Here is a 24,750-nt window from a genome sequence, read left to right as displayed (position 1 = left end):
ACAAAACCATGAAAACAAAAAAACTTAGGTTAATTATAGCCCTGTGCTTGCTAACAGGTCTTTTAAATGCTCAATTTATAGCATTTCCTTTTGCTACAGGAGTTCATAATTTTGTGCCTAACCAAGTAGCAGGTATAGGGAATTTTCCCAGTCTCGGCACCGTACGCGCCAAATTACACGTGGATGTTTTTCGTTTAGCACCAAGTACTACTGGTGTAAATAACGGAGAGCTTTTTCGTACCGATGGAGAAAGTACATTTCCTTGTACATGGCAAATGTTTACAGGTGCAACGCAAGCATCGCTTACTGAAAAAGGGCTAATATATGTTCCTGCAAACGATAGCTCTTTTGTTATTCAAGCAACAGCCTCTGACCTAATACTTGCCGACAATAAAAATAAAATTTCGGTAGCTGAGATTATTGAAATGCAAAAAGAAATACTTGTTCTAAAACAAGAAATTGCCGAGTTGAAAAAGGAAAAGTAATTTTTTGCTGTTAGATTTTGTAACCTGAAATCCTATCCCGTTTTTCGAACTTACAACTTCTCCACTTGCGACTTATAAACATAGAACTCTCAAACTTATAAACTATTTCTTGCTTTTAAACTGTAAATAGTTTTATTTAGCTGTATGAAAAAAAATTTACTCTCTCTCTTTCTTCTTAGCTTTTCATTTTCTGCCTTTTCTCAGGGTTTGTGGACGCAACGCACCAGTTTGCCATCCGCTGGAAGGTGGGGAGTCAATTTCCAGACCCAAAGTGTCGTCCCCGCGAGTTGAAGAGTCAATTTCCAGACTCGAAGTATCGTCTGCGCAAGTTGAAGAGTCAATTTCCAGACCCAAAGTGTCGTCCCCGCGAGTTGAAGAGTCAAGTTCCGCACCCGAAGAGTCGTCCCCAGGAGTTGAAGAGTCAATTTCCAGACCCGAAGAGTCGTCCCCGCGAGTTGAAGAGTCAAGTTCCGCACCCGAAGAGTCGTCCCCGCGAGTTGAAGAGTCAGTTTCCATACCCGAAGTGTCGTCCGCACGAGCGTGAGCTGCAATTTTGTCAGGCGCACACGCGTCCGCGCAAGCGTCACCTGTCAGCGCGTCAGGTGAAATATCGTCCGTGGCACTTACTGAGTCAGTTTCCAAACTCGAAGAGTCATCCGCGACAGCCTGAGCTGTAATTTCGGTATTCGAACTCGCCTACAAAGTGATAGAAATCCCATTTCCAACATTGTAATTCTTTTAGATTAAAATTTCAAATGGAGACACTATCCAAAATTGCTTACTTTTGTGTTCCAAAAATCTATTTATAATGCACGCAGGAAGCAATAAGACAATTGATGAATCCAGACAAGGAGAATTACTTGAAATGGATTTGCCTAAAAAGCCGAACGGAAAAAAATTTTTTTTGGAGAGTTATGGTTGTGCGATGAATTTTTCGGACAGCGAAATTGTGGCTTCTATACTTGCGGGAGAAGGTTTTGAAACAACAAAAGATTACAACGAAGCGGATGTTATTTTTGTAAATACCTGTGCTATTCGCGATAACGCGGAAAACCGCGTGCGTCAACGTTTAGCAGATTTCAGAAAAATAAAAAAAAGTAATCCTGATTTGATTGTAGGCGTTTTGGGCTGTATGGCGGAGCGTTTGAAATCGCAATTATTGGAAGAAGAAAAATTAGTGGATATTGTGGTTGGACCCGATGCGTATCGCGATTTACCCAATTTAATACAAACCGTAGAAGGCGGACAGAAAGCGGTAAACGTTTTACTTTCGCGCGATGAAACGTATGCGGATATTAGTCCGGTGCGTTTGGATACCAATGGCGTGAGCGCTTTTATCAGCATTACGCGCGGTTGCGATAATATGTGTTCCTTTTGCGTAGTGCCTTTCACAAGAGGTCGTGAGCGCAGTCGTGATCCAGAAAGTATTGTGGAAGAAGCCAAAAAATTAATAGAACAAGGATATCGCGAAGTAACGTTGCTCGGACAAAATGTAGATAGTTATTTATGGACGGGTGGAGGTTTGAAAAAAGACAATCCGACCAACGAAGAATTAAAAAACGCCACTACGTTTGCGCAATTATTGGAAAAAGTTGCTTTGGTAAACCCTTTGCTGCGCGTGCGTTTCAGCACATCGCATCCGAAAGATATGCAAGACGATGTATTACACATGATTGCCAAACACGAGAACATTTGCAAATACGTTCATTTACCAGTGCAGTCTGGAAATTCAAGAGTTTTGGAAATGATGAACAGAGGTTATTCTCGCGAATGGTACATGAGTCGCATCGAATCCATCCGAAAAATAATTCCTGATTGCGGCATTTCTACCGATATTATTTCTGGCTTTTGCAGCGAAACAGAAGAAGAACACAAAGACACACTTTCATTGATGGAATGGGCGAAATACGATTTCGCTTACATGTTCAAATATTCTGAGCGCCCGAAAACATTGGCAGAGCGCAAATACAAAGACGATGTTTCGGAAGAAATAAAATCGAGAAGATTAACCGAGATATTGACTTTACAACAAAAATCATCCGAACAAAATATAAAAGCAGGAGTAGGAAAAGTGCACAAAGTATTGGTGGAAAGCGTTTCTAAAAAATCCACGGAGCATTTTTCAGGCCGTAATTCACAAAATACAGTAGTTGTTTTTCCGAAAGAGAATTTTAAAAAGGGAGATTACGTAAATGTATTGGTAACGTCTTGCACGCCTGCAACGTTAATTGGAAAAGTTGTTTCTTAATTTCTGAATTCTAAAAATGACTGTACAAGAAATAAAAAATCGTTTTGGAATTATTGGTAGTTCTCCTGCTTTGGAAAGAGCGATTGATATTGCCAAACAAGTGGCATCAACGGATTTGAGCGTGTTGGTAACGGGCGAAAGCGGAACAGGAAAAGAAGTTTTTCCACAAATTATTCATCATTTAAGTACGCGTAAACACGGTGCATACATTGCTGTAAACTGCGGCGCCATTCCAGAAGGAACAATTGATTCTGAATTGTTCGGACATGAGAAAGGCTCATTTACTGGCGCACATGAAGCACGCAAAGGTTATTTTGAAGTAGCCAATGGTGGAACTATTTTTTTAGATGAAGTAGCAGAGCTTCCAATCGCTACGCAAGCAAGACTTTTACGTGTTTTAGAATCAGGTGAATTTATAAAAGTAGGATCTTCAAAAGTGCTTAAAACAAATGTTCGAATTGTTGCTGCCACCAACGTGAATATTACGCAAGCCATCGAAAAAGGAAAGTTTAGAGAGGATTTATATTATCGCTTAAACACTGTGCCCATCAACATCCCGCCTTTGCGCGAACGTAAAGATGATATTTTTTTAATCTTCCGAAAATTTGCTGCTGATTTTTCTGCAAAGTACCGAATGCCTACTATAAAGCTGAATGCAGAGGCAGAGCAACTGCTTATTAATTATTATTGGAATGGAAATGTACGTCAACTTAAAAACATTACTGAGCAAATTTCCATCATCGAAAAAAACAAAGACATCAACGCCGAAACGCTTTTAAAGTATTTACCGCAAATACAAGCCTCACGATTGCCAATGGTTTTGGGAGGAGGAGAAAATTCGGGAAACGATTTTTCGGAACGTGATTTATTGTACAAAGTGTTGTTTGACATGAAAAAAGATTTGACGGATTTGAAAAAAGTAGTGTTGGGTTTAATGAAAAACGCAAACTTTTCTTCCGAAGAATTTCAAGCAGAAAATCATCCAATAATTCAGAAAATTTACGACGATATAAATCCGCTTTCTACAGATAAAAATGGTGTTCAAATTCATCCGAAAACAAAATACAATCCTGATTTTCATGAACAGGTAGAAGTAGTTGAAGAATCTCTTTCCATTGAAGAAAAGGAAGTTGATTTAATAAAAAAAGCCTTGCACAAATACCGTGGGAAACGAAAATATGCGGCGAAAGATTTAGGTATTTCCGAGCGTACGTTGTATCGCAAAATAAGTGAATACAATATTCAAGAATAACGAACGAATGGCACTAAAAAATCAGTTGAAAAAAACTAAAAATTTATTTTTTATCTCTTGTTTTTTCTTGCTTATTTCTGGTTGTAAAATGAGTTATTCCTTTAATGGCGCGAGTGTTCCACCTCAGGCAAAAACAATTTCCATACAGTATTTTCCGAATTATGCGCCTTTGGCAGGACCAACATTGAGTCAGCTTTTTACGGAAGAATTAAAAAATTATTTTTCGCAACAAACACATCTTACGCTTATCAACAAAGGCGGAGATTTGAATTTTGAAGGCTCTATCACCGGATTTTCTACACAGCCTTTGGCAATTAAACCAGGCGATGTATCCGCGCTGACGCGCCTTACCATTACGGTGCAAGTAAAATACGCAAGTAAATTCGACAAGTCAAAAAATTTTGAAGCCAGTTTTTCTCGCTTCGCGGATTACAATAGCAGTCAGCAATTGGCAGCGGTAGAAAACGATTTGATTACGCAAATAAATAAGCAATTAGCAGAAGATATTTTCAACAAAGCATTAAACAATTGGTGATTTTTACAAATGAATCTTCAACAATTTAAACAATTTATAAAAACTCCTGAGCAGCTAACGGCAAAGGATGCAGCAGAAATAGAAAAAGTGCTAGAACAATTTCCGTATTTTCAAACGGCGCATTTGTTGTATTTAAAAGCGCTTCACAACGACAATAATATCAATTACAATACACAATTAAAAAAGGCGGCTGCTTATTCCGGCAACCGAACGGTGTTGTATCAACTCATCAAAAAAACGAGTAAAACTGCGGAAGAAAAAGCACTTCAAAAAAATAATATTTCGACGCCCGATTTGGTAGCGCCTAAAAATGAAGAAAGTATCGTTCGTAATTTAGAGCGCGAAGAAGAACAAATTTTGGAGCCTGAAAAAAATAATTTTTCAGATGCGGTTGATCAAGAAATTTTGAAAGAGGCTGTGAGCGCATCTTTCGAGCTGAATTTAATTCAAGTCGAAGAAATAAAATTGGAATCAGAAAATCCTGTTGTTGAAAATCTGATTGAAAAAGCGAATGAGAATTTTACGAAAACAAAACATTCCTTTTCGGATTGGTTGCGAAAAACAGATGGAAATGAAACCTCAATTTCGGAATCAAAAACAACAGATAATGCAACGGATTTAATCTCTAAATTTATTGAAGACGCTCCAAAAATAAAACCTAAAACTGCATTTTATTCGCCCGTAAATATGGCGCGCCAAAGTGTGATGGACGATGATTTTTTTGTAACGGAAACGCTCGCGAATATTTACGAACAGCAAGGAAATTATGCAAAAGCCATCCATGCGTTTGAAAAATTAAAAATAAAACATCCTCAAAAAAATAATTTTTTCAACGACAAAATTCGTGCTTTGAAAAAACTTTTAAATCAAAAAAAATAATTTTTACTGACTGATTTTTTATCGATTAAATTTTACGAAAAGAATCTGTTTTCGTGTTTAATTTCGCTAATTTAATAGTGGAAAGAATAAAAAAATAAATTACTTTCGCAAAGCTATAAAGCGGACAGATACTTCTTTTATGATAAAAAACATCGTAGGCATACAACAAATTGGCATCGGAGTTCCTAATGTAAAAGAGGCTTTCAAATGGTATCGTCAAACGTTCGGGATGGACATTCCTATTTTTGAAGAAGCTGCGGAAGCAAAGTTGATGTTGCCTTACACGGGCGGGAAAACGCAGGCGCGTCATGCTATTTTAGCCATTAATTTAAAAGGTGGCGGCGGTTTTGAAATATGGCAATATACCAGTCGTAAAGCGGAATCTGCTACATTTGATTTGCAATTGGGCGATTATGGAATTTTTTGTACCCGTATCAAAACCATTGATGTGAAAGGATCTTACGAAAATTACAAATCTAAAAATATAGATTTAGTAAGTGAAATATTAAAAGATCCAGCAGGCAATGAACATTTTTTTATGCGTGATCCGTTCGGAAATCTTTTTCAAGTAGTAAAGGGCTGGGATTGGCTCAGCATCAGCAAAGGAAAACAATTAACTGGCGGTTCTGCAGGTTGTATGATTGGTGTTTCCGACATTGATAAAGCGCGAAAATTATACAGCGATGTGTTGGGTTATAACGAAGTGGTGTACGATGAAGAAGGTGTTTTTGATGATTTTAATTGTTTGCCGAGTGGAAAAAATAAAGTGCGTCGCGTATTATTAAAACATGGCGGTTTGCGCAAAGGTAGTTTCAGTCGTTTGTTGGGCGCGAGTCAAATTGAATTGGTGAAAATTTACGATCGCACACCACAAAAAATATTTGTGAATCGCTTTTGGGGAGATTTAGGTTTTATCCATTTGTGTTTTGATATTACTGGCATGGCGAATTTGGAAAAAGAATGTACTGAAAAAGGATTTCCGTTTACGGTGGATAGCGCTAATTCCTTTGATATGGGCGAAGCTGCAGGACATTTTAGTTACATCGAAGATCCGGATGGAACGCTGATAGAATTCGTGGAAACACATAAAATTCCGATTCTTAAAAAAATAGGTTGGTACTTGAATTTACAAAAAAGGAATCCGGAAAAATCTTTACCAATGTGGCTGCTCAAGTCGCTTTCCTTAAATCGCGTACGCGGATAAAATTTTTTTTAACGATTTTTGGGCTTCGAAAAATTAATTTTTCAAAGCTCATTTTTCTTTCAAAAAAATAATTTTCGGATAGGAAATATAATTTATCTTTGCGCGAACAAAAAAATATTTCTATGAATTTTCCTGAGAATTTAAAATACACCAAAGACCACGAATGGGTGCGTGTAGAAGGTGCTAACGCGTATATCGGAATTACTGATTTCGCACAAAACGAATTGGGCGATATTGTGTACGTAGAAATTGAAACACAAGGAGAATCGTTGAACAAAGAAGAAGTTTTTGGAACGGTGGAAGCCGTGAAAACAGTTTCCGATTTATTTATGCCTTTAACAGGAAGTGTGTTGGAAATAAATCCTGAATTACAAAGCAATCCGGAAGTTGTAAATAAAGATCCGTACGGAAAAGGATGGATGGTAAAAATCAGCATCGGCGATAAAAATGAATTGAGCGAGTTGCTTTCTGTGGAAGATTATAAAGCTTTAACGGGACATTAATTTTTGAAAAAATAATTTTTCAGACACCATTTTTAATATTTATTTCATCGCATTTTAAGGCATCGAAAAATTAATTTTTCGATGCCTTTTTTTATTCGTAGAAATTTATCGTTCAAAAAAATATTTTTTTAAGCAATAATCTTGTTTTTCTTTAAGATTTTTTAACAGGAGTCGAAAAAAATATTATAGTATATTTGTCGCCATTCGACTTATAAAAACGGTGAAAAAGAAATTACGCAATCGCATTTCAGGACTTTTATTACTCACGGTTTTTTTATACGTGCAGTTTCCTTTTTGCGCTTTTCACCATCACGAAGAGGAGCTGAAATGTATTTATACCGGCAGCGACAGTTCCAATGATTTAACTCACAGCAACACTCAGAATCCACATTTACACAACAGTTCTACGGATGTTTGTTTTGTGTGCTCGGCGCATTTAATTAAAATATTTTCTGTTGAAAAAAATAATTTTTCGATTGAAAAAACATCCGCGCTATTTATTGCCAAATTGATTTTTAATACTCCTGAAAAGGAATATCAGAATACCTTAAAAGCAAGAGCTCCTCCTACAATCGTGTAAAAACAAAACACAATTAGCTACCTTCGAAAAAATAATTTTTCGAAATGGTTTTTTCACACAATTTATTTATCAAGAAATTAGAATGAAAAAAATATTTTTTCTCGTCCTTTTTATGGGAATTTTAGTTTTGGGGAACGCCCAAACATTAAGCGGCACTATTACGGATGCTGATACCAAAGAGGCGATTCCTGGAGTTGCCGTTTATATCCCAGATTTAAAAGAAGGTGCAGTAAGCGACATCAACGGCGTTTATAAAATCAGTAATCTCCCGAAAAAAAAATTTTTGGTGCAAGTGCAATACTTGGGTTATGCAAATGTGGTGGTAACTCTTGATTTTGCTGTTGTTACAACAAAAAATTTCGCACTAAAGCAATCCGCCACAGAAGGCAATGAAGTAACCATAACGGGTGTTTCGCAAGCTACGGAAGTAAAACAAAGTCCGGTGCCGATCGTTTCTATTGATCACGAATACCTGCAGCAAAACATGGCTACCAATGCGATTGATGCCATTGCGAAAGTGCCAGGTGTAAGTACCGTTACTACGGGACCCAATGTTTCCAAGCCTTTTATCCGCGGTTTGGGATACAATCGTGTGCTTACAACTTATGATGGATTGCGCCAGGAAGGGCAACAATGGGGCGATGAACACGGAATAGAAGCAGACGAATACGATATTGATAAAATAGAAATTATCAAAGGTCCAGCAAGTTTGATGTATGGCTCTGATGCCTTGGCAGGCGTGGTAAATATCATTCCAACACCAGTTGCTCCCGAAGGAAAAATACAAGGGGAAGTGTTGAGCGAATATCAAACCAATAATGGAATGATTGGGAATTCTGCGATGCTGTCTGGCAGTGCTGCTAATGGCTTCGAGTGGTTAGGGCGCGTGTCGCATAAAATGGCGATGGACTATCAAAATAAATACGATGGGCGTGATTATGGAACAGCGTTTCGAGAAACAGATGCCAGCGGGACGGTTGGTTTAAATAAATCATGGGGTTATTCCCGATTGAATTTTTCGGTGTTTGATGATTTGCAAGAAATTCCAGATGGCAGCCGAGATTCGCTAACAGGGCAGTTTACCAAACAAATTACAGAAGCAGATTTATTTCGCCCAGTGGTTTCTCCAGCAGAATTAAATACATACGACATCAGTATTTTACATCAACATGTTCAACATTACCGTCTTTACACAACCAATAACTTTATCCTCGGAAACGGAAAATTGGCGGTTAATTTGGGATATCAAGAAAGCATTCGTAGAGAATACAGCCATCCTACAGCACCAGATGTACCCGGTTTAGATTTGGTATTAAATACTTTTTCATACGATACCAAATATTATTTCCCGGAAAAAAAAGGTTGGCAACCGATTGTCGGGATCAATGGAATGTATCAATCCAACAATTCTTCGCAAGGTACGGAGGCAGTGATTCCTTCGTATAATTCATTGGATGCTGGCGCTTTTGCAGTGGTTAAAAAAACATTTAATCGTTTGGAAGTTTCTGGAGGAGTTCGGTACGATTCGCGCTTTTTCAACAACAGCGCACTTTACGTTAAGCCAAATGCTTCCACTGGTTTTGATGAAACAGTAACGGGTAGTGATACGCTGGGAGCGAGTCGTCCGTTTGGAAATTATAAACACACCTTTTCCGGCGTTACCGGAAGCTTTGGAGGAAGCTACGATGTTACAGACAAATTTTTGATAAAAGCAAATATTGCACGAGGGTATCGTGCTCCCAATATTGCTGAAATATCCGCCAATGGTGTACATCCTGGCACGAATGTGTATCAAATTGGCAATCCAGATTTAAGTCCTGAATTTAGTTTGCAGGAGGATCTCGGATTTTCCTATACTTCCAAAGCCGTAGTAGCGAGTTTAGATTTATTTAACAATGATATTTCTAATTATATCTACAATCAAAAATTAACCAACAATAAAGGTCAAGATTCTGTTATCGTTACAGGGAATCAAACGTTTAAATATACGGCATCGCATGCGGAATTGTATGGCGGAGAGTTTAGTTTAGACATTCATCCAACAGATTGGCTGCATTTCGAAAATGGATTTTCAGCAGTTTTTGCTGTAAATAAAGGGAATGGACAGCCAGTAGCCGACAGTGCGAAATATTTACCTTTTATTCCTCCTGTACATTTAACAAGTGATTTGAGGGCTACTTTTAAGAAGAAATATACCCATTTTTCACATCTTTTCGCAAAAGCGGAAGTGGAGCTATTTGCTGCTCAAAACAGAGTTTTTTTAGCGTATAATACGGAAACTCCAACTCCTGGCTATACCATTTTTAATATAGGTCTTGGTGCAGATATTACTTCTCGATCTGGAAAAACGCTTTTTCATTTTTCGGTGATGGGAAATAATCTTTTTGACGCTGCTTATCAAGATCATTTGAGTCGTTTAAAATATTTTGGATACAACTACGCAACTGGCAGAATGGGAATGTTTAACATGGGTAGAAATATTGGTTTTAAAATAACAGTTCCGTTGGATTTAAAGTAAAAAAATAGTTTTTAACAAGAGCTGGAGGATAATATATCTTCCGGCTTTTTTCTTTTTAAAAATATTCTCCTACATTTGCTAAGAGTTAAAAGCGGAAAAACGTAACTAAAAGCTTTTAGTTACGTTGAAGCGGAGACGAGTACGAACGAGTAATTTAATAATTATGATTCTTTTTGCGTGAAAAAACACATACTCTCAGCCCTTCTTTTCTTTTCTTTTCTTTTCAGCAGTTATGCAGGAAATCTTTATTGGATAGGTGGTTCGGGTTCGTGGACGGATGCTTCGCATTGGTCTGCAACAAGCGGAGGAATACATGGTTTTTTTGTTCCGACAGCCAACGACAATGTTTTTTTCGATAAGAACTCTTTTAATTGGGGTAATGAGACTGTGCAAATAAGCGGCTCAGTAAATTGCCGGAATTTAGTTTTCACAAACAATATACTCTATCCTGTTTTACAAGGCACAGCAACAGATAAACTAAACATTTACGGCTCATTAAATATTTCATCCGATTTAAAAAATAATTTTTTAGGAAGTATTTATTTTAAATCGGGATATACTGGAAATATCATTAATATTGACCCTTCTGAATCGCTAACAAGCGATGTTTATTTTGATAATGCGTATGGTTCTTGGAGTTTAAATAATCCGCTTGTACTTAGAGGAAATCATTCGATTAACCTTATTGCTGGAAATTTTATTTCTAACGGACAATTAATTGATGCGTCCCTGATAAATGCTCCTCCAAATGCACTTCACAAAAGTCTAAATTTAGCAAATTCAGCCGTTTGTTTAACGGCAGCTTTCAGCGGCAGCGGAAATATTTCCAATTATAATATTACTCACACTACATTTAGCTTAAGCAGAATCGTTTTTTCCAATACTACTCAATCAGGAGGGTATAGTAATGTGACACTTTTCGATTTACCTGGTAGTGATAGTATCCATATCAAATATAAAGATCCACTTTGTAATGGACAATGCAATGGGCAACTTATTACATTTGCGGTTTATATCATAGGAGGAGTTGGTCCATATACTTATCAATGGATTGGTCCTCCGAATGCAAGTGGAGATACGCTTAACAATGCTTGTGCTGGAAATTACGCATTTGTTGTAACAGATCTTGGAAATGGCAGCACAAAATATAATTTTAGATTTGTGATTACTGTGCCAAGCCAATTGTTGCCCAATACAGCAATCAAGAAGAAGCCTACTTGTTTTGGAGACTGCAATGGAGGTATTAGTATTTCTTTTTCGGGAGGGGTAACTCCATATGCTTATTCGTGGTTTCCAAGTGGAGAAACAACTTACAGTGCCACTAATTTGTGTGCAGGAGGCTATACGATAACAGCAACAGACGCCAATGGATGCACATCTACTTCCTCTGCTACCATAACGCAACCTCTTCCAATTGCCCCGAATCCTACTTTTACGAATGTTACTTGCAATGGCTTTTGCAATGGAACGGCCACTTGTGCACCCACAGGAGGAAATAATCCATCTTATACCTATTCTTGGTCAAACGGACAAACAACACAAAGTATTTCTAATTTATGTCCTGGAACTTATACCATAACAGTTAAAGATGATTCCCTTTGTTCAGGAACAGCCACTGTTCTGATTACGCAACCTCCTAAACTTATTTTAACCCCCTCCAGCAGTAATGTAACTTGTTTTGGTTTGTGCAACGGTTCCGTTTCAGTAGCACCTGTTTCAGGAGGCACAGCACCTTACACGTATTCATGGACACCAAGTACTGTAGTAGGAACAGGTGCTGCTACTCTTTGTATTGGGACATACAGTGTAACCGTAACAGATGCAAACGGCTGCAGCGCAACGGCATCCTTCAATATCACTCAACCAGCTAAAATTAACCCGAATGCAACAAGTACAAATGTAAAATGTTTTGGAAGTTGTACTGGCACAGCGTCTTCCTTGCCTTCTGGAGGAACAGGAGCATATACGTATTCTTGGTCGCCTGGAGCGCAAACAAGTTCTTCTATATCTAATTTATGTCTGGGCATATATACCGTAACTGTTACAGATGCTAATGGATGTACGGGGACACAATCAGTTACAATTGTTCAACCAGCAGCCCCACTCAAAGATTCACTGGTGTTAGTAAAAATAACTTGTAACGGTTCTTGTAATGGTAGCATAACTGATTTTACAAGTGGAGGGACTCCAGCTTATACTTATTCATGGTCCAGTGGACAAACAACATCTGCCATATCTGGACTTTGTGCTGGCACTTATGTATTGACGGTTAAGGATGTCAATGGCTGTACTAGCTCTCAAAGTATAACACTTATCCCTCCTCCTGTTTTGACCGTAAGTCCAACAGGTACAAATATATCTTGTAATGGGGCTTGCAACGGTTCTGTAACAGCCAATCCTTCTGGTGGGACACCTGGATACACTTATTCTTGGTCGCCTGGTGCACAAACAACTTCTTCAGTAGCTAATTTATGCGCTGGAACATATACCGTAACCGTTACGGATGCTAACGGGTGTACTCAAACTGGAAAGGTTAAAATTACTCAACCTAATGTTTTAACAGTTGGGATTACTCCAAGTCCTGCAATCATAGCATGTAATGGAAATTGTAATGCTAGCATTTCTTCCAATGTAAATGGAGGAACGGCTGGATATACTTATTCATGGTCGCCTGGAGCGCAAACAACTCCTACATTGTCAGGTCTGTGCGCCGGAACTTATTCTCTTACAGTTACAGATGCAAATGGTTGTACTGCGAATACAAGTGTTACTATCACTCAATCGCCTTTACTGTCATTATTAACGACCAATACTCCTCCTTCTTGTAACGGAAAGTGCGACGGGATTATAAACGCTGTTGCCTCAGGTGGGACAGGAGTCTATACATATTCTTGGTCGCCAGGAGGTCAAACTTCAGCGACAATAAACAATTTGTGCGCCGGAACCTATAAGGTGATTGTAACCGATGCAAATGGATGCAAGGATTCTGCGACGGTTACATTAATAGCACCTCAACCGCTTAATGTAGCTATTGTCGTAAAAAATGCAAGTTGTTCTGGCACTTGTGATGGAAAAGCAGTGCCAACAGTAACTGGAGGAACTGCTCCATATACGTATTTATGGATGCCTGGAAGTTTAACAACAGACAGCATTTTAAACCTCTGCGCTGGGAATGGATATTCTTTAAAGGTAACGGATGCAAATGGTTGTTTTATTACAGCCAATTTCAGTATAACACAGCCTACACTGCTTTCTGTTTCTGTTACATCCACTACGTCGAGTTGTAATATATGTAATGGATCTGCTTCTGTAACAGCTGTTGGAGGCACTTCTCCATATACTTATTCTTGGTCTAATGGGCAAACAACGGCGAATGCTACGGCGTTATGTGTTGGAAGTTATACTGTTACAATAAAGGATGCAGATGGATGTATAGCAAGTAAAGCAATTCTTATTAATCCAACAGTTAATATTATTATTACCAGTTCATCCAATAGTGTGAGTTGTTTTAATTCCTGCGATGGAACAGCCACTGCAAATGCTGCAGGAGGAGTATCTCCTTACACATATAGTTGGAATCCAAGTGGAGAGACAACGCAAACAGCTACTGGCTTGTGCTCTGGGGTAACCTATACTATCACTGCGACGGATGCAAATGGATGTTTTAATACATCAACTGTGGTATTCTCTAATCCACCACAACTTACTTTAAATACAAGTCAAACTAATATTTCATGCAACGGAGGATGTAATGGTACAGGTACTGTAACAGCTTCTGGAGGTACAGGAACCTATACCTATTCTTGGTCAGGTGGACAAACAACGTCGTCTATAAATAGCCTTTGTGCAGGTACTTATTTAGTAACGGTAAAAGATGCGAATGGGTGCAGTGCTATTGATAGCGTTAAGATAATCCAAGCTCCGCCGATAGCAGATAATCCAACGGTTGTAAAAGCAGATTGTTCGATGAATGATGGAAGTATTACCTTGGCTCCTACTGGTGGGGTACCTGCATATACCTATTTATGGTCGCCAGGAGGACAAACAACCTCTTCTATAACAAATATCGTGGCAGGCATTTATACGGTTAGCATTACAGATGCTGCTGGATGTGTAAAAGTATTTCAAATAGCCGTAGGTAATGTCACTGGACCCGTTTTAATAGGAGGATTCACCCCTGTTTCATGTAATGGTTCTTGCGATGGTACTGCAACGGTAACTGCTAGTGGCGGAAATCCGGGATACACTTATTCTTGGTCGCCAGCAGGACAAACAACCAACTCGATTTCAAATCTTTGCTCGGGATTGTATATCGCAAAAGTGACAGATGCTTCTGGATGTATGTCGTTCGATACTATTACCGTTACAACTCCTTTAAAAATATCTCCAAACGCAACTGTTGTCTCTCCATCTTGTAATGGTGGTAATAATGGGTCAATCTCTTTTAGTCCTACAGGAGGTACTTCTGCGTACACGTATGCTTGGAATCCAAGCGTATCCGTTACCTCTGTGGCAAATAATCTTTCTTTTGGGACATACAGTGTTACCATTACGGATTCAAAAGGATGTGATACGGCTGTGGTGATAAATATTGTGCAACCAACTGCTCTTAGTGTAATAATCACTGCTACCAACGTAACATGTAATGGTTCTTGCAATGGGAAAACAACAGCGAATGTAACAGGTGGAACAGGGGCTTATACATACAGTTGGTCGAATGGAGCCACACAACCAAGTGATGTAAATCTATGCCCTGGTACTTACACGCTCACAGTTACAGATGCCAATGGATGTACTGTTACGCAGCAAGCTGTTATTACACAACCTCCTTTACTTTCTTCTTCTGTTGTTTATACAAATGTAAAGTGTAATTTATCATGTGATGGGACGGCTAATCCAACTGTAACTGGTGGAACAAGCCCTTATACTTACTCTTGGACAAGCGGACAAACCACTCAAAATGTCAATACTCTTTGTGCCGGATCTTATACACTTACGGTTACAGATGCGAATGGTTGTACGTCACAAAATACAGTTGTTATTACACAACCCGCTAAAATAGCAATTACTATTCCTAATGCTGTGGTAAGTTGTAATGCCAGTTGTGATGCAATGGCTAATCCGACTGTAACTGGTGGAACAAGTCCTTATACGTATTCTTGGAGTAATGGACAAACTACTCAAAATGCAAATAATCTTTGTCCTGGATCCTATAATCTGGTTGTAACGGATGCGAATGGATGTAGTGCCAATCAAAACGTAACAATCACAGCACCATTACCAATTACTGAAAACATTACTCATACTGACCCCTCTTGTGTTGGAAGTTGTAATGGGACAGCATCTTCTAATCCCATTGGAGGTACTTCTCCATACACGTATCAATGGTTACCTGGAAACCAATCTACGCAAAACATAAACGGATTGTGTGCTGGTATATATACTCTTATTGTTACCGATGCACATTCTTGTGCCGACACAGAAATGGTTACGATTGCAAACCCTTCTGTTCTTACGATAACACCGACAACTGCTGCCGCAAATTGCGGTACCTGTAACGGCGCCATTACAGCTGTTCCTTCCGGAGGAGTTGGCGCTTACACTTACTCGTGGATTCCTGGAGGACAAACAACTTCCACTATTAACAATGTGTGTGCGGGTATTTATACGGTAACTGTTACAGATGCAAATGGCTGTTCGAGCAAACTTGTAATTCCATTAAGTAATTCGAGTGGACCTTCAGGAGATATGATGACTCAAACGAATGTTTCTTGTAATGGATCCTGCAACGGAACAATTACAGATGTTCCTTCTGGGGGAGTTTCTCCATATACCTATTCTTGGACACCAGGTGGGCAAACATCCAATGCAGTATCCAATTTATGTGCGGGAAAATATTTCGTTCAAATAACGGATGCGAATGGATGTATCCGAATTGACAGTACTACTATTGTACAACCAGGACCGCTCAATACTACACCTACGACTGTGAAAGCAACTTGCGCGGGAGTTTGCAATGGATCTATTACTCTCACTGTTTCTGGAGGAACGTTGCCTTATACCTATTCATGGAATACAGGACAAACTACATCTTCGCTTTCTAATTTGTGTCCGGGAGAATATGTTTATAATATTACAGATGCAAATGCGTGTACATTTAAAGATTCGGTTGCAATTGTACCAACAACTATTTTAACAGCTCCTGTAAGTGTTGTGCCTGCAGGATGTAATGGGATCTGCAATGGTTCTGCAACGATAACACCCGCTGGTGGATCAAGTCCTTATACTTACCAATGGAATGATTCTCAATCTCAAACCACTGCAACAGCAAGCGCCTTGTGTGCTGGTAATTATACCGTAACTGTTACGGATGCGAACGGTTGTACAGCAGCTGGATTAGCCACCATACTACAAAACTCAACAATACTTGCAAATCCTACTGTTACAGCTTCTACTTGTGGAATGTGTAACGGACAAATAACACTTGCGCCTTCTGGCGGAACTGCTCCTTATACATATATGTGGAGTAGCGGACAAACAAGCTCTTCCGCAAACGGACTTTGCGCTGGCGTATATGATGTAAATATTACGGACAACAAAGGGTGTACTTCCACAACAACAATTACGGTAAACAGTAGCGGAGGTCCAACCGTAACGATTACATCTACAAATGCCACTTGTTTTGGAACTTGCAACGGAACTGCTACTGCCATTCCTTCTGGAGGAAGTGCTCCATACACTTATCTATGGATACCAGGTGGACAAACAACCAATTCGGTAAATAGTTTATGTGCTGGCATCTACAATGTACAAGTAATTGATTCAGCGGGCTGCTCAACTATTAAAACAGTCATTATAACATCCAATCAGGCTTTTACAATCAATCAAAGTGTAAGCAGTACTCCTTGCGGACTTTGTAACGGCAGTATTTCGGTGAATCCAATGGGTGGCACAGCGCCTTATACATACTTGTGGGCTCCGGGAGCTCAAACCACAGCGACAATTAACAGCCTTTGTGCCGGAACATACACCGTAACAGTAACGGACGCATCGAGTTGTAAACAAACTTTTGCAATTCCAGTCAATAACCCGACAAGCCCAACAGTAAATATTACTACTACTAATATTACGTGCAATGGTACTTGTAACGGATCAGCCACTGCAATGGTCAGCGGCGGAGTTTCTCCTTATACTTATTCATGGAGTAACGGTCAAATAGGTGCTACCGATAATGGATTGTGTGCTGGAAATTATTCTCTGAAAGTAACGGACAATGCAGGCTGCGTGCGTACACTCGTATTCACAATCACAACACCAACATCCATTACATTTAGTAAGACATTTGTATCTCAACCTAAGTGTGCTGGTTCTTGTAACGGTATTATTACAGTGATTCCTTCTGGAGGCACACTGCCGTTTACGTACGTTTGGAACCCAGCCATTAGCACCACTGCTACAGCCAGTAATTTATGTGCTGGTTCCTATTCGGTTACAGTTACGGATGCCAACGGTTGTGCTACTCCGCAACAAACATTTATACTTATTAACCCAACTCCAATCACAGTTTCCCATATAGTAGTAAACACCGCTTGTAATACCGCAAATAATGGCTCTATCACGGAAACCGTTGGCGGCGGTACTCCTCCATACTCTTTCCAATGGTCTGGAAGCTCATTGGCTACCACACAAAGTCTAATGAATATTTTACCAGGCGATTACATTCTTACGGTAACGGACGCAAACGGATGTAGTATTAAAGACAGTGCAATAGTAACCGCCGCTGTTACCACTTTGGTAGAAGCTGGAAACGACACTTCTTTCTGTCAATCTGGAAATATTACACTAAAAGCAACTGGAAATGTAGGTGGATTAACTTACCAATGGTTTCAATTACCGGGCATGGTACTTATTGCCAATACGCAATCAGTTTCAGTAAATCCACCAACAGGTACTACGGATTATGTAGTAGTTGCTACCAACGGAACTTGTCCAGATGCGGATACTGTATCTGTTACTTCTAATCCTTTACCAGTTGTCAATATGGGAGCTAATCAAACAATAGTCATCTATACAAGTATAACTATTGGAGGCAGTCCTACCGGCCCTCCGGGCTCTACATATTCTTGGCATCCTACAACAGGATTGAGCGATTCAACAGCTGCTAATCCAGTTGCTACACCTCTTACAACAACTACTTATACGGTAACTGTTACCAATGCGAGCGGTTGTTCTGAAAGAGACTCTGTAACAATTACTGTATTACCTGAAATCAGCTTCCCGAATGGGATTACACCGAATGGAGATGGTAAAAACGATACGTGGATTATTGATAACATCCAATATTTCCCAAAATGTTTGGTTGAGATATATAATCGTTGGGGCGAATTACTATTTAGTTCTCCTGGATACATCACCAAATGGGATGGTACTTATAATGCCAAGCCATTACCAGTTGGAACCTATTATTACATTATTAATCTGAACGATCCTCGATTCCCTAATGTATATACAGGACCTATAACCATACTACGTTAAAAATAAGAAGATGAAAAAACGTATCGTATTGCTCGTATTAGTAATTGGCTTTGTGAAAGTACAAGCTCAGCAGCTACCTATGTTTAGTCAGTACATGATGAATGATTTTGTACTAAATCCTGCAGTAGCAGGAACATTGCCTTATTACGAAGCAGCTTCTAATAATAGATACCAATGGGAAGGCATTACAGATGCGCCCCGAACATATACGCTTAGTGTGAACGGACCTTGGAGAGGGAAAAACATGGGATTAGGAGGATACCTCTATACCGATAATACAGGTCCTACCCGAAGAACAGGTTTTGAAGCCAGTTATGCCTATCATATCCGATTATCAGAAAATTTACGATTGTCTTTTGGGTTATCTGCAGGGCTACAACAATTTGCCATTGATGGTTCTAAAATAACATTGCGTGATCCAGGTGATTTAGTGTTAAGCGATCAATTGCAGTCCACATTAGTACCTGACTTTGCCTTTGGTATGTACTTATACTCCGACCGTTTTTACTTGGGTGTGTCTGCACCACAGTTGTTGCAAGACAAATTAAAGTTTTTCGATAATACCAACACCCCGCTTAGCGACCTTGCTACTCATTACTATGCCACAGCAGGCTATAAAATTAAATTATCAGATAACTTTGATTTACAACCCACCACGATGGTGAAATATGTGTATCCGGCTCCCGTACAAGTGGATGCAGGTTTGCGACTTATTTATCAAGACCAAATGTGGATAGGTGCTGATTACCGTACCATGGATGCTATTTCGGCGATGATTGGATATACTGTTAAAAAGAATTTGATGTTCGGCTTCGCGTACGATTTTACTACTACTGATATCCGCAAATACAGCAGTGGAACCTACGAACTAATGATTGGTATTAAATTCGCCACACGTACTCGAAACGGAAGCCAAGCGCAAGTTCAATAAATTTTAGGAAATACTTTCTGCACACGCAATCGAGAGTTGAAATCTCGTCAAATATACTGCCCATCCGCGAAAGCGTGAGCTGTAATTATTTTAATGATTCAATTGTACTGCAACTCGCCCTCCACAATTTTTGCAGGAGAAGTGTAAGGATGTTCCATTTCCTTTGTGGCGCTCATTATATGTAGTACTGTCCAGCCGCGAAGTTTCAAGAAATCGGAAACAAGTGAGCGATGACATCTCCACCAAACAGCTTCGGAACACATATAAGCAGTGCGTTGTTTTAAAGCCATTTCCTCCAAATCGCATATCGCTTTTTTAAAATTATCGGTTTCCATATAATCCGCGTAGCCTCTGAAAGAAGCCAATCGCCAAGCTGTGTTAATTGAATTGGGATTCACTTTCCTTCTACCGCCAAGGTCTTTCAAATGGACGTATTGAATTTTATTTTCCGGTAACGAAATTTCTAATGCTTCTTTATTAAAATGCGGATAACGTCTTGAACCCGGAAAGCTTCGGATATCTACAAGCAAATCTATTTCAAAGACGTGCAACATAGCAACAAACTCCTCGAAACTATGTGTGGAATGACCGATTGTCCAGATTGTTTTATTTTCAGTCTTCGCCATTTTGTTTCTTATATTTCCACCGTCATTGCGTTTTCGCCAACGCCCAAATTTTTTAATTGTTTTAGCACTGCATCCATCATTGGAGGAGGTCCGCAAATATAAAATTGCTGATGAAAATCGGTAATAATTGATTTAAGAAAATTTTCAGTAATCATTCCGTGATGATGATTCGTTGTTTTTTCATCAGATAAAATATTGATAAACGCATCACCTAATAAATTCGTAAACTCTTTTTCAAGTATAATATCAGCTTTGGTTTTATTTGCGAATACGAGTTTATTATTTCCGATTTCTTTCTTCTGTTTAAGATATTTGAAAATAGAAATGAAAGGCGTAATTCCTGCGCCACCTGCTATAAACACACCTTCTCCTTTGTATGAAATTGCTCCAAATACTTCACCTATAATTAACTCATCGCCCTTTTTTAGTCGCAACAATTCATTGGTAACACCTTTGTGCGAAGGATATGTTTTGATGACAAATTCGAGGTAATCATCCTCGGGCAAACAGGTAAAAGTAAAGGGTCTTTTTTCTTCTTCCCAACCATTTTTGTTAATGGCAATTTCTGTTGCTTGTCCCGGATTAAATTTATATCCTGCAGGTTTATCGGTTATAATTTTTACCACATCGCGGGTAATTTTTTCTATCGAGTGGATTTTTACAATTTGCTTTTCCATAATTTTATTTTTATAGTTTTTATTTTTTATTTTGTGAGGAAATTCTTAATCTCCGCCCTTTTTGTAATTCGTTCTTTTATTTTGATAAAGAATCAAACGTAAAGAACTGTCTTTTGTAACATAAGCCCAAGCCCAATTGATAAATATAATGAGTTTATTTTTCACGCTTAAAATCAACATCAAATGAAGAAACATCCAAACCAACCAAGCGAAATAACCTTTAAAATGAAGCAAATGTAAATCAACAACTGCTTTGTTTCTGCCAATTGTAGCCATTGATCCGAGGTCTTTGTATTCAAAATCAATAGTTGGTTTATTTAGTTCTATAAATTTTAAATTTTTCGCCAGTATTTTTGCTTGGTTGATAGCAACGTTCGCCACTTGCGGATGACCTTTGAGATAAAGAGGCGTTTCCATAAATGCGATGTCTCCAATGGCAAAAATAGTTTCACTTCCAGAAATTTTATTTATCCGATTTACTTTAAATCTGTTTCCGTTAGCAAATATATTTTCCTGAAATCCGCTTATTTTATTTCCCGTAACTCCTGCTGTCCAGATGACTGTTTTTGTTTTAATCTTTTCGCCATTATTTAATATTAAAACAGTGCCATCGTAATCCTTCACAAAAGTCTCTGTAATTATTTCAACTCCTAATTGTTTCAAGTAATTTTTAGAATCTATTTTCGATTGATCACTCATATTATTCAAGGTATTTTTACTTCCTTCAATCAGTAAAATCTTGAATTTTGAAAAATTAATTCTCGGATAATCTTTCGGTAAAATATTATTTTTTATTTCTGCAAATGCGCCTGAAAGCTCAACGCCTGTGGGTCCGGCACCAACTATTACGAGATTTAATAGAGCAACTTTTTCTTCTTCAGTCGCAGAAATTATTTTTTCAAAAGTCAGCAAAATATGATTTCTAACAGTTATCGCATCGTAAGTAGATTTGAGTGTTAGTGCGTTATCCGATATATTTTGATTGCCAAAAAAGTTGGTGGTACAACCTATTGCCATCACCAAATAATCATACGTAAAATCGCCAATAGAGGTAGTTATTTTATTGTTTTTCTCATCAACACTTTGAACTTCAGCTAAACGAATCTGAACATTTTTCTTGTTCTTAAAAATATTTCTAAGCGGGAATGAAATGCTTGATGGCTCAAGTTGAGAAGTGGCAACTTGATAAAATAAAGGTTGGAATTGATGGTGATTTATTTTATCAATCAAAAGAACATCAAAAAGATTTTCGTCTAACTTTCTGACCAATTGGATTCCTGCAAATCCGCCACCTACAACTATTATTTTCTTCTTTATTTTCATTGTATAAGGTGGTAAGTCTGTCCGTTCTCTACTTCTACTCCACAGGAAGTCGGTAATAATACTACTCCTGCAAGCGCTAGTGTAACTACTTTTTTTATGTTTGATATTTTATGCAAAGATGAGTGGCGCAGCAGCATTTGGTGTTACATAATTTGTTAAGTTTTTTATATCATTCACACTTACTTTACGAATTGATTTTCAAAAAATAATTTTTCTAACGGAAAACTTTTCCTTTTCGGATTTCCAATTCGCCGATTCTTTCTAAATGCTTGATGGTGCGAATAACCGTTTCCACACGCAAGCCAGTAAGATATGCAATTTCTTGTCGCGTAAGTGTCAATTGATATTTTCCGTCTCCAGAAAAATTATTTTTCTTTTTGAAATAATCAATTAATGTTAAAATATGATGTTCCGGTTTGAAGTTGGCAAATTCCTTCATCTGCATTGCTTTGTAAGAAATTCGCGAAGCAAGTGTTTTGGTAAATTTAAGATGAATGTCGAAATTATTTTTTAGTAATTCGAAAAAAAAATCTTTCGGAAGTCGGAATAAAATAGTTTCTGCTTCTGAAATAGCATTTGCCGGATATGGAAATTCATCGAACAATGGAGGTTCACCAAAACTTTCTCCGTCTTTAAAAACGCCTTGCACAAATTCCTTCCCATCCTCACTAAAATTTGACATCTTAACGATTCCTGTTTTTATTTGATAAAAGAAAAGTACTTCACTTTCTTCTGAAAAAATAAATTTTCCTTTCGAAAATTTTTTTTCCTGCGCACCAAATTCGATGAGTATTTTCTCCGGAATCATTGTGTATCAAAAAAATAATTTTTTACATCTGATTTTAAAAAGTAGTAGCAGAGGTTTTTGAGTGTTCCCAAAACACATCGCCCCAATCCTTTAATTTTTCTTGATTTAGATTCAATTCGAGATGTTGCTGTTCTGCATTTTTCAATTCTTCTTTTGTAGCGGAATTTTGTATTTCATTAAATAAAATACGTTTCTCAAAACGAATGTGCGCTTCTAATTCCTCTTCAATGTGATTCAAAGATTTTTCCAAATCAGTAGTGTTTTCGAATAATCGTTTTAATCTTCGATGTTCGGAAAGTGCCTTTTTCACCAGTTCATTCTCCCTTCCTAAAATGGGGAAAAGATATTTTTCTTCGATTTTAAAATGTGGCGATAACTGATGTTCGAAAAACCAATCGCAATAATTCTTTATTCGTTTAATGGCAATCGTATTTCTGAATCCTGTTCTTATTTTCCAACACAAAAGCAAACCCTCGTGATGTTCTCTGCTGATTGATTTGAGTGAATTGTGTCTCTGAATCGGTTTTTTAGTTGCTTCCATTTTATGTTATTGAATTCCCTTCATCGCTTGCATTACATTACCAATTCCGAAAGCTCTACTTTTTGCCATTTCGGCTGTTTCACCCGAAAATAATTCGTCAACAGTTTCAGAAAATAAAAAGAGCCACCTCGAAAAATGTTGTGCATTTATTGGTAGTGGCAAATGCTTACCTGCCGGATCGCCTCTAAAACTGCGTGTGTTTAATAATATGCTATTCCAAAATTCACACATTTTCGAAAGATGAAAATCCCAATCTTCTGTTTTTATTACTGCATCAAAAATAGGTGATAAAAGGATATCTTTTCTCACTTTGTTGTAAAAAGAATGAACCAACAAATGCACGTCGTCAATTGCCTTTATATCAGACTTATCCATGATCGAATTTTTTTTCGAGTTCGATTGCTTTTGGAAATAAAATATTATTTTCTAAATGGACATGCAAATGCAAATCTTCTTCAAATTCTTTGAGCAAGGCGAAGGTTACTTTGTAGGTGTTGCAAGCATCCGCAGGTGGCGTGTAATTATTACTTAAAGCAGCAATTTTCTCGAAGCGTTCGCCTTCTACAACATGATCGTGTTTCATCATTTCAATCGGATCTTCGATGCTGCCGAAACTTGGTTTCTCCATTCCTTTTTTTGCAGTTTCTGCGGCTACCATTTTTCGGATAAACGGAAAAATAATTAATTCTTCTTTTTTCATGTGTACCGCAAACTCTCCGGCAGATTCATGAAATAGTTTATTGATCTGGAAAAGTTCTGGATGTTTATTTCCGTGCACCGAGCAAATTTTATCTAAAAAAGATTTTAGTGTAGGAGTGGTTTCTTCCACATACCGATGGTGTTTTTTCTCGATATAATTTGCCAATAAATCTAAATGCCAAGAGTTATAATCAATGTCTCTATTCTGTTTCGATTTTTGCAGAGCCGTTAATTCAGCTCGAATTTTTTCAGTATCTATATTCTTTTCTAAGCAAATCGCTTCTAAGGAAATATTTCCTTTGCAACAAAAATCAATGTTGTATTTTTTGAAAATTTTCGCTGTGCGATAATCTTCTCTTACCATTTCGGCAATTGTCTCTTCGGTTATTGTTTTCATGATTTCTGT

At 38.1% G+C, this 24,750-nt stretch carries 18 protein-coding genes; 11 read left to right on the top strand and 7 right to left on the bottom strand.

The genetic code is table 11. The features are described 5' to 3' along the window. Positions 1-8 precede the first annotated feature (8 nt). The 11 genes from ABIZ51_10340 to ABIZ51_10290 all read left to right on the top strand — a co-directional run bounded on the left by ABIZ51_10340 (position 9) and on the right by ABIZ51_10290 (position 19,670). Positions 9-485: a hypothetical protein gene (locus ABIZ51_10340; GenBank protein ID MEO7089178.1), complete on the top strand. Its 477-nt coding sequence runs from the start codon at positions 9-11 to the stop codon at positions 483-485. Positions 486-1,293: 808 nt separating this feature from the next. Continuing rightward, positions 1,294-2,733 carry a tRNA (N6-isopentenyl adenosine(37)-C2)-methylthiotransferase MiaB gene (gene miaB / locus ABIZ51_10335; GenBank protein MEO7089177.1) on the top strand — a complete coding sequence of 480 codons (1,440 nt, stop codon included), beginning with the start codon at positions 1,294-1,296 and terminating at the stop codon, positions 2,731-2,733. Positions 2,734-2,749: 16 nt separating this feature from the next. Further along, on the top strand, positions 2,750-3,985 hold the full coding sequence (locus ABIZ51_10330) for a sigma-54 dependent transcriptional regulator (GenBank protein MEO7089176.1): 1,236 nt from the start codon (positions 2,750-2,752) through the stop codon (positions 3,983-3,985). 88 nt (positions 3,986-4,073) lie between these two features. Next, a complete protein-coding gene (locus ABIZ51_10325) occupies positions 4,074-4,520 on the top strand; it encodes an LptE family protein (protein MEO7089175.1) in 447 nt (148 codons plus the stop codon). A 9-nt stretch (positions 4,521-4,529) separates the two neighbouring features. Next, on the top strand, positions 4,530-5,399 hold the full coding sequence (locus tag ABIZ51_10320) for a hypothetical protein (protein MEO7089174.1): 870 nt from the start codon (positions 4,530-4,532) through the stop codon (positions 5,397-5,399). A 139-nt stretch (positions 5,400-5,538) separates the two neighbouring features. Continuing rightward, the gene (locus ABIZ51_10315; protein ID MEO7089173.1) at positions 5,539-6,603 is read left to right on the top strand and encodes a VOC family protein; all 1,065 of its coding nucleotides are present in this window, start codon (positions 5,539-5,541) and stop codon (positions 6,601-6,603) included. Positions 6,604-6,725: 122 nt separating this feature from the next. After that, complete coding sequence (gene gcvH / locus ABIZ51_10310; GenBank protein MEO7089172.1) at positions 6,726-7,106, top strand: glycine cleavage system protein GcvH; 381 nt, start codon at positions 6,726-6,728, stop codon at positions 7,104-7,106. Positions 7,107-7,326: 220 nt separating this feature from the next. Continuing rightward, complete coding sequence (locus ABIZ51_10305; protein ID MEO7089171.1) at positions 7,327-7,686, top strand: DUF6769 family protein; 360 nt, start codon at positions 7,327-7,329, stop codon at positions 7,684-7,686. Positions 7,687-7,798: 112 nt separating this feature from the next. After that, positions 7,799-10,204, top strand: a complete 2,406-nt coding sequence (locus ABIZ51_10300) for a TonB-dependent receptor (protein MEO7089170.1) — start codon at positions 7,799-7,801, stop codon at positions 10,202-10,204. Between the two features lie 177 nt (positions 10,205-10,381). Then, positions 10,382-18,739 carry a gliding motility-associated C-terminal domain-containing protein gene (locus tag ABIZ51_10295; protein MEO7089169.1) on the top strand — a complete coding sequence of 2,786 codons (8,358 nt, stop codon included), beginning with the start codon at positions 10,382-10,384 and terminating at the stop codon, positions 18,737-18,739. A gap of 10 nt (positions 18,740-18,749) precedes the next feature. Then, a complete protein-coding gene (locus tag ABIZ51_10290) occupies positions 18,750-19,670 on the top strand; it encodes a type IX secretion system membrane protein PorP/SprF (protein ID MEO7089168.1) in 921 nt (306 codons plus the stop codon). A 98-nt stretch (positions 19,671-19,768) separates the two neighbouring features. Here the strand turns inward: ABIZ51_10290 and ABIZ51_10285 are convergent, their stop codons facing one another. From ABIZ51_10285 to ric, 7 genes are all read right to left on the bottom strand, one after another. Next, positions 19,769-20,296, bottom strand: a complete 528-nt coding sequence (locus tag ABIZ51_10285; protein ID MEO7089167.1) for a DUF488 domain-containing protein — start codon at positions 20,294-20,296, stop codon at positions 19,769-19,771. A gap of 8 nt (positions 20,297-20,304) precedes the next feature. Beyond that, complete coding sequence (locus tag ABIZ51_10280; GenBank protein ID MEO7089166.1) at positions 20,305-20,973, bottom strand: flavodoxin reductase; 669 nt, start codon at positions 20,971-20,973, stop codon at positions 20,305-20,307. A gap of 45 nt (positions 20,974-21,018) precedes the next feature. Further along, complete coding sequence (locus ABIZ51_10275) at positions 21,019-22,296, bottom strand: NAD(P)/FAD-dependent oxidoreductase (protein MEO7089165.1); 1,278 nt, start codon at positions 22,294-22,296, stop codon at positions 21,019-21,021. A gap of 214 nt (positions 22,297-22,510) precedes the next feature. Beyond that, entirely contained in the window at positions 22,511-23,104 is a 594-nt protein-coding gene (locus tag ABIZ51_10270; GenBank protein ID MEO7089164.1) for a Crp/Fnr family transcriptional regulator, read from the bottom strand. Positions 23,105-23,138: 34 nt separating this feature from the next. Further along, positions 23,139-23,645 (bottom strand): hemerythrin domain-containing protein, encoded by a 507-nt coding sequence (locus ABIZ51_10265; GenBank protein ID MEO7089163.1) that lies wholly within the window; start codon positions 23,643-23,645, stop codon positions 23,139-23,141. A gap of 6 nt (positions 23,646-23,651) precedes the next feature. After that, positions 23,652-24,020: a group III truncated hemoglobin gene (locus tag ABIZ51_10260; protein ID MEO7089162.1), complete on the bottom strand. Its 369-nt coding sequence runs from the start codon at positions 24,018-24,020 to the stop codon at positions 23,652-23,654. Next, entirely contained in the window at positions 24,013-24,741 is a 729-nt protein-coding gene (gene ric, locus ABIZ51_10255; protein ID MEO7089161.1) for an iron-sulfur cluster repair di-iron protein, read from the bottom strand. Before ric ends, ABIZ51_10260 begins: the two co-directional genes overlap by 8 nt. Positions 24,742-24,750 lie beyond the last annotated feature (9 nt).

It is taken from the genome of Bacteroidia bacterium (assembly GCA_039924845.1).
Lineage (GTDB): Bacteria > Bacteroidota > Bacteroidia > DATLTG01 > DATLTG01 > DATLTG01.
This window is presented reverse-complemented; position numbering and strand designations above follow the sequence as displayed.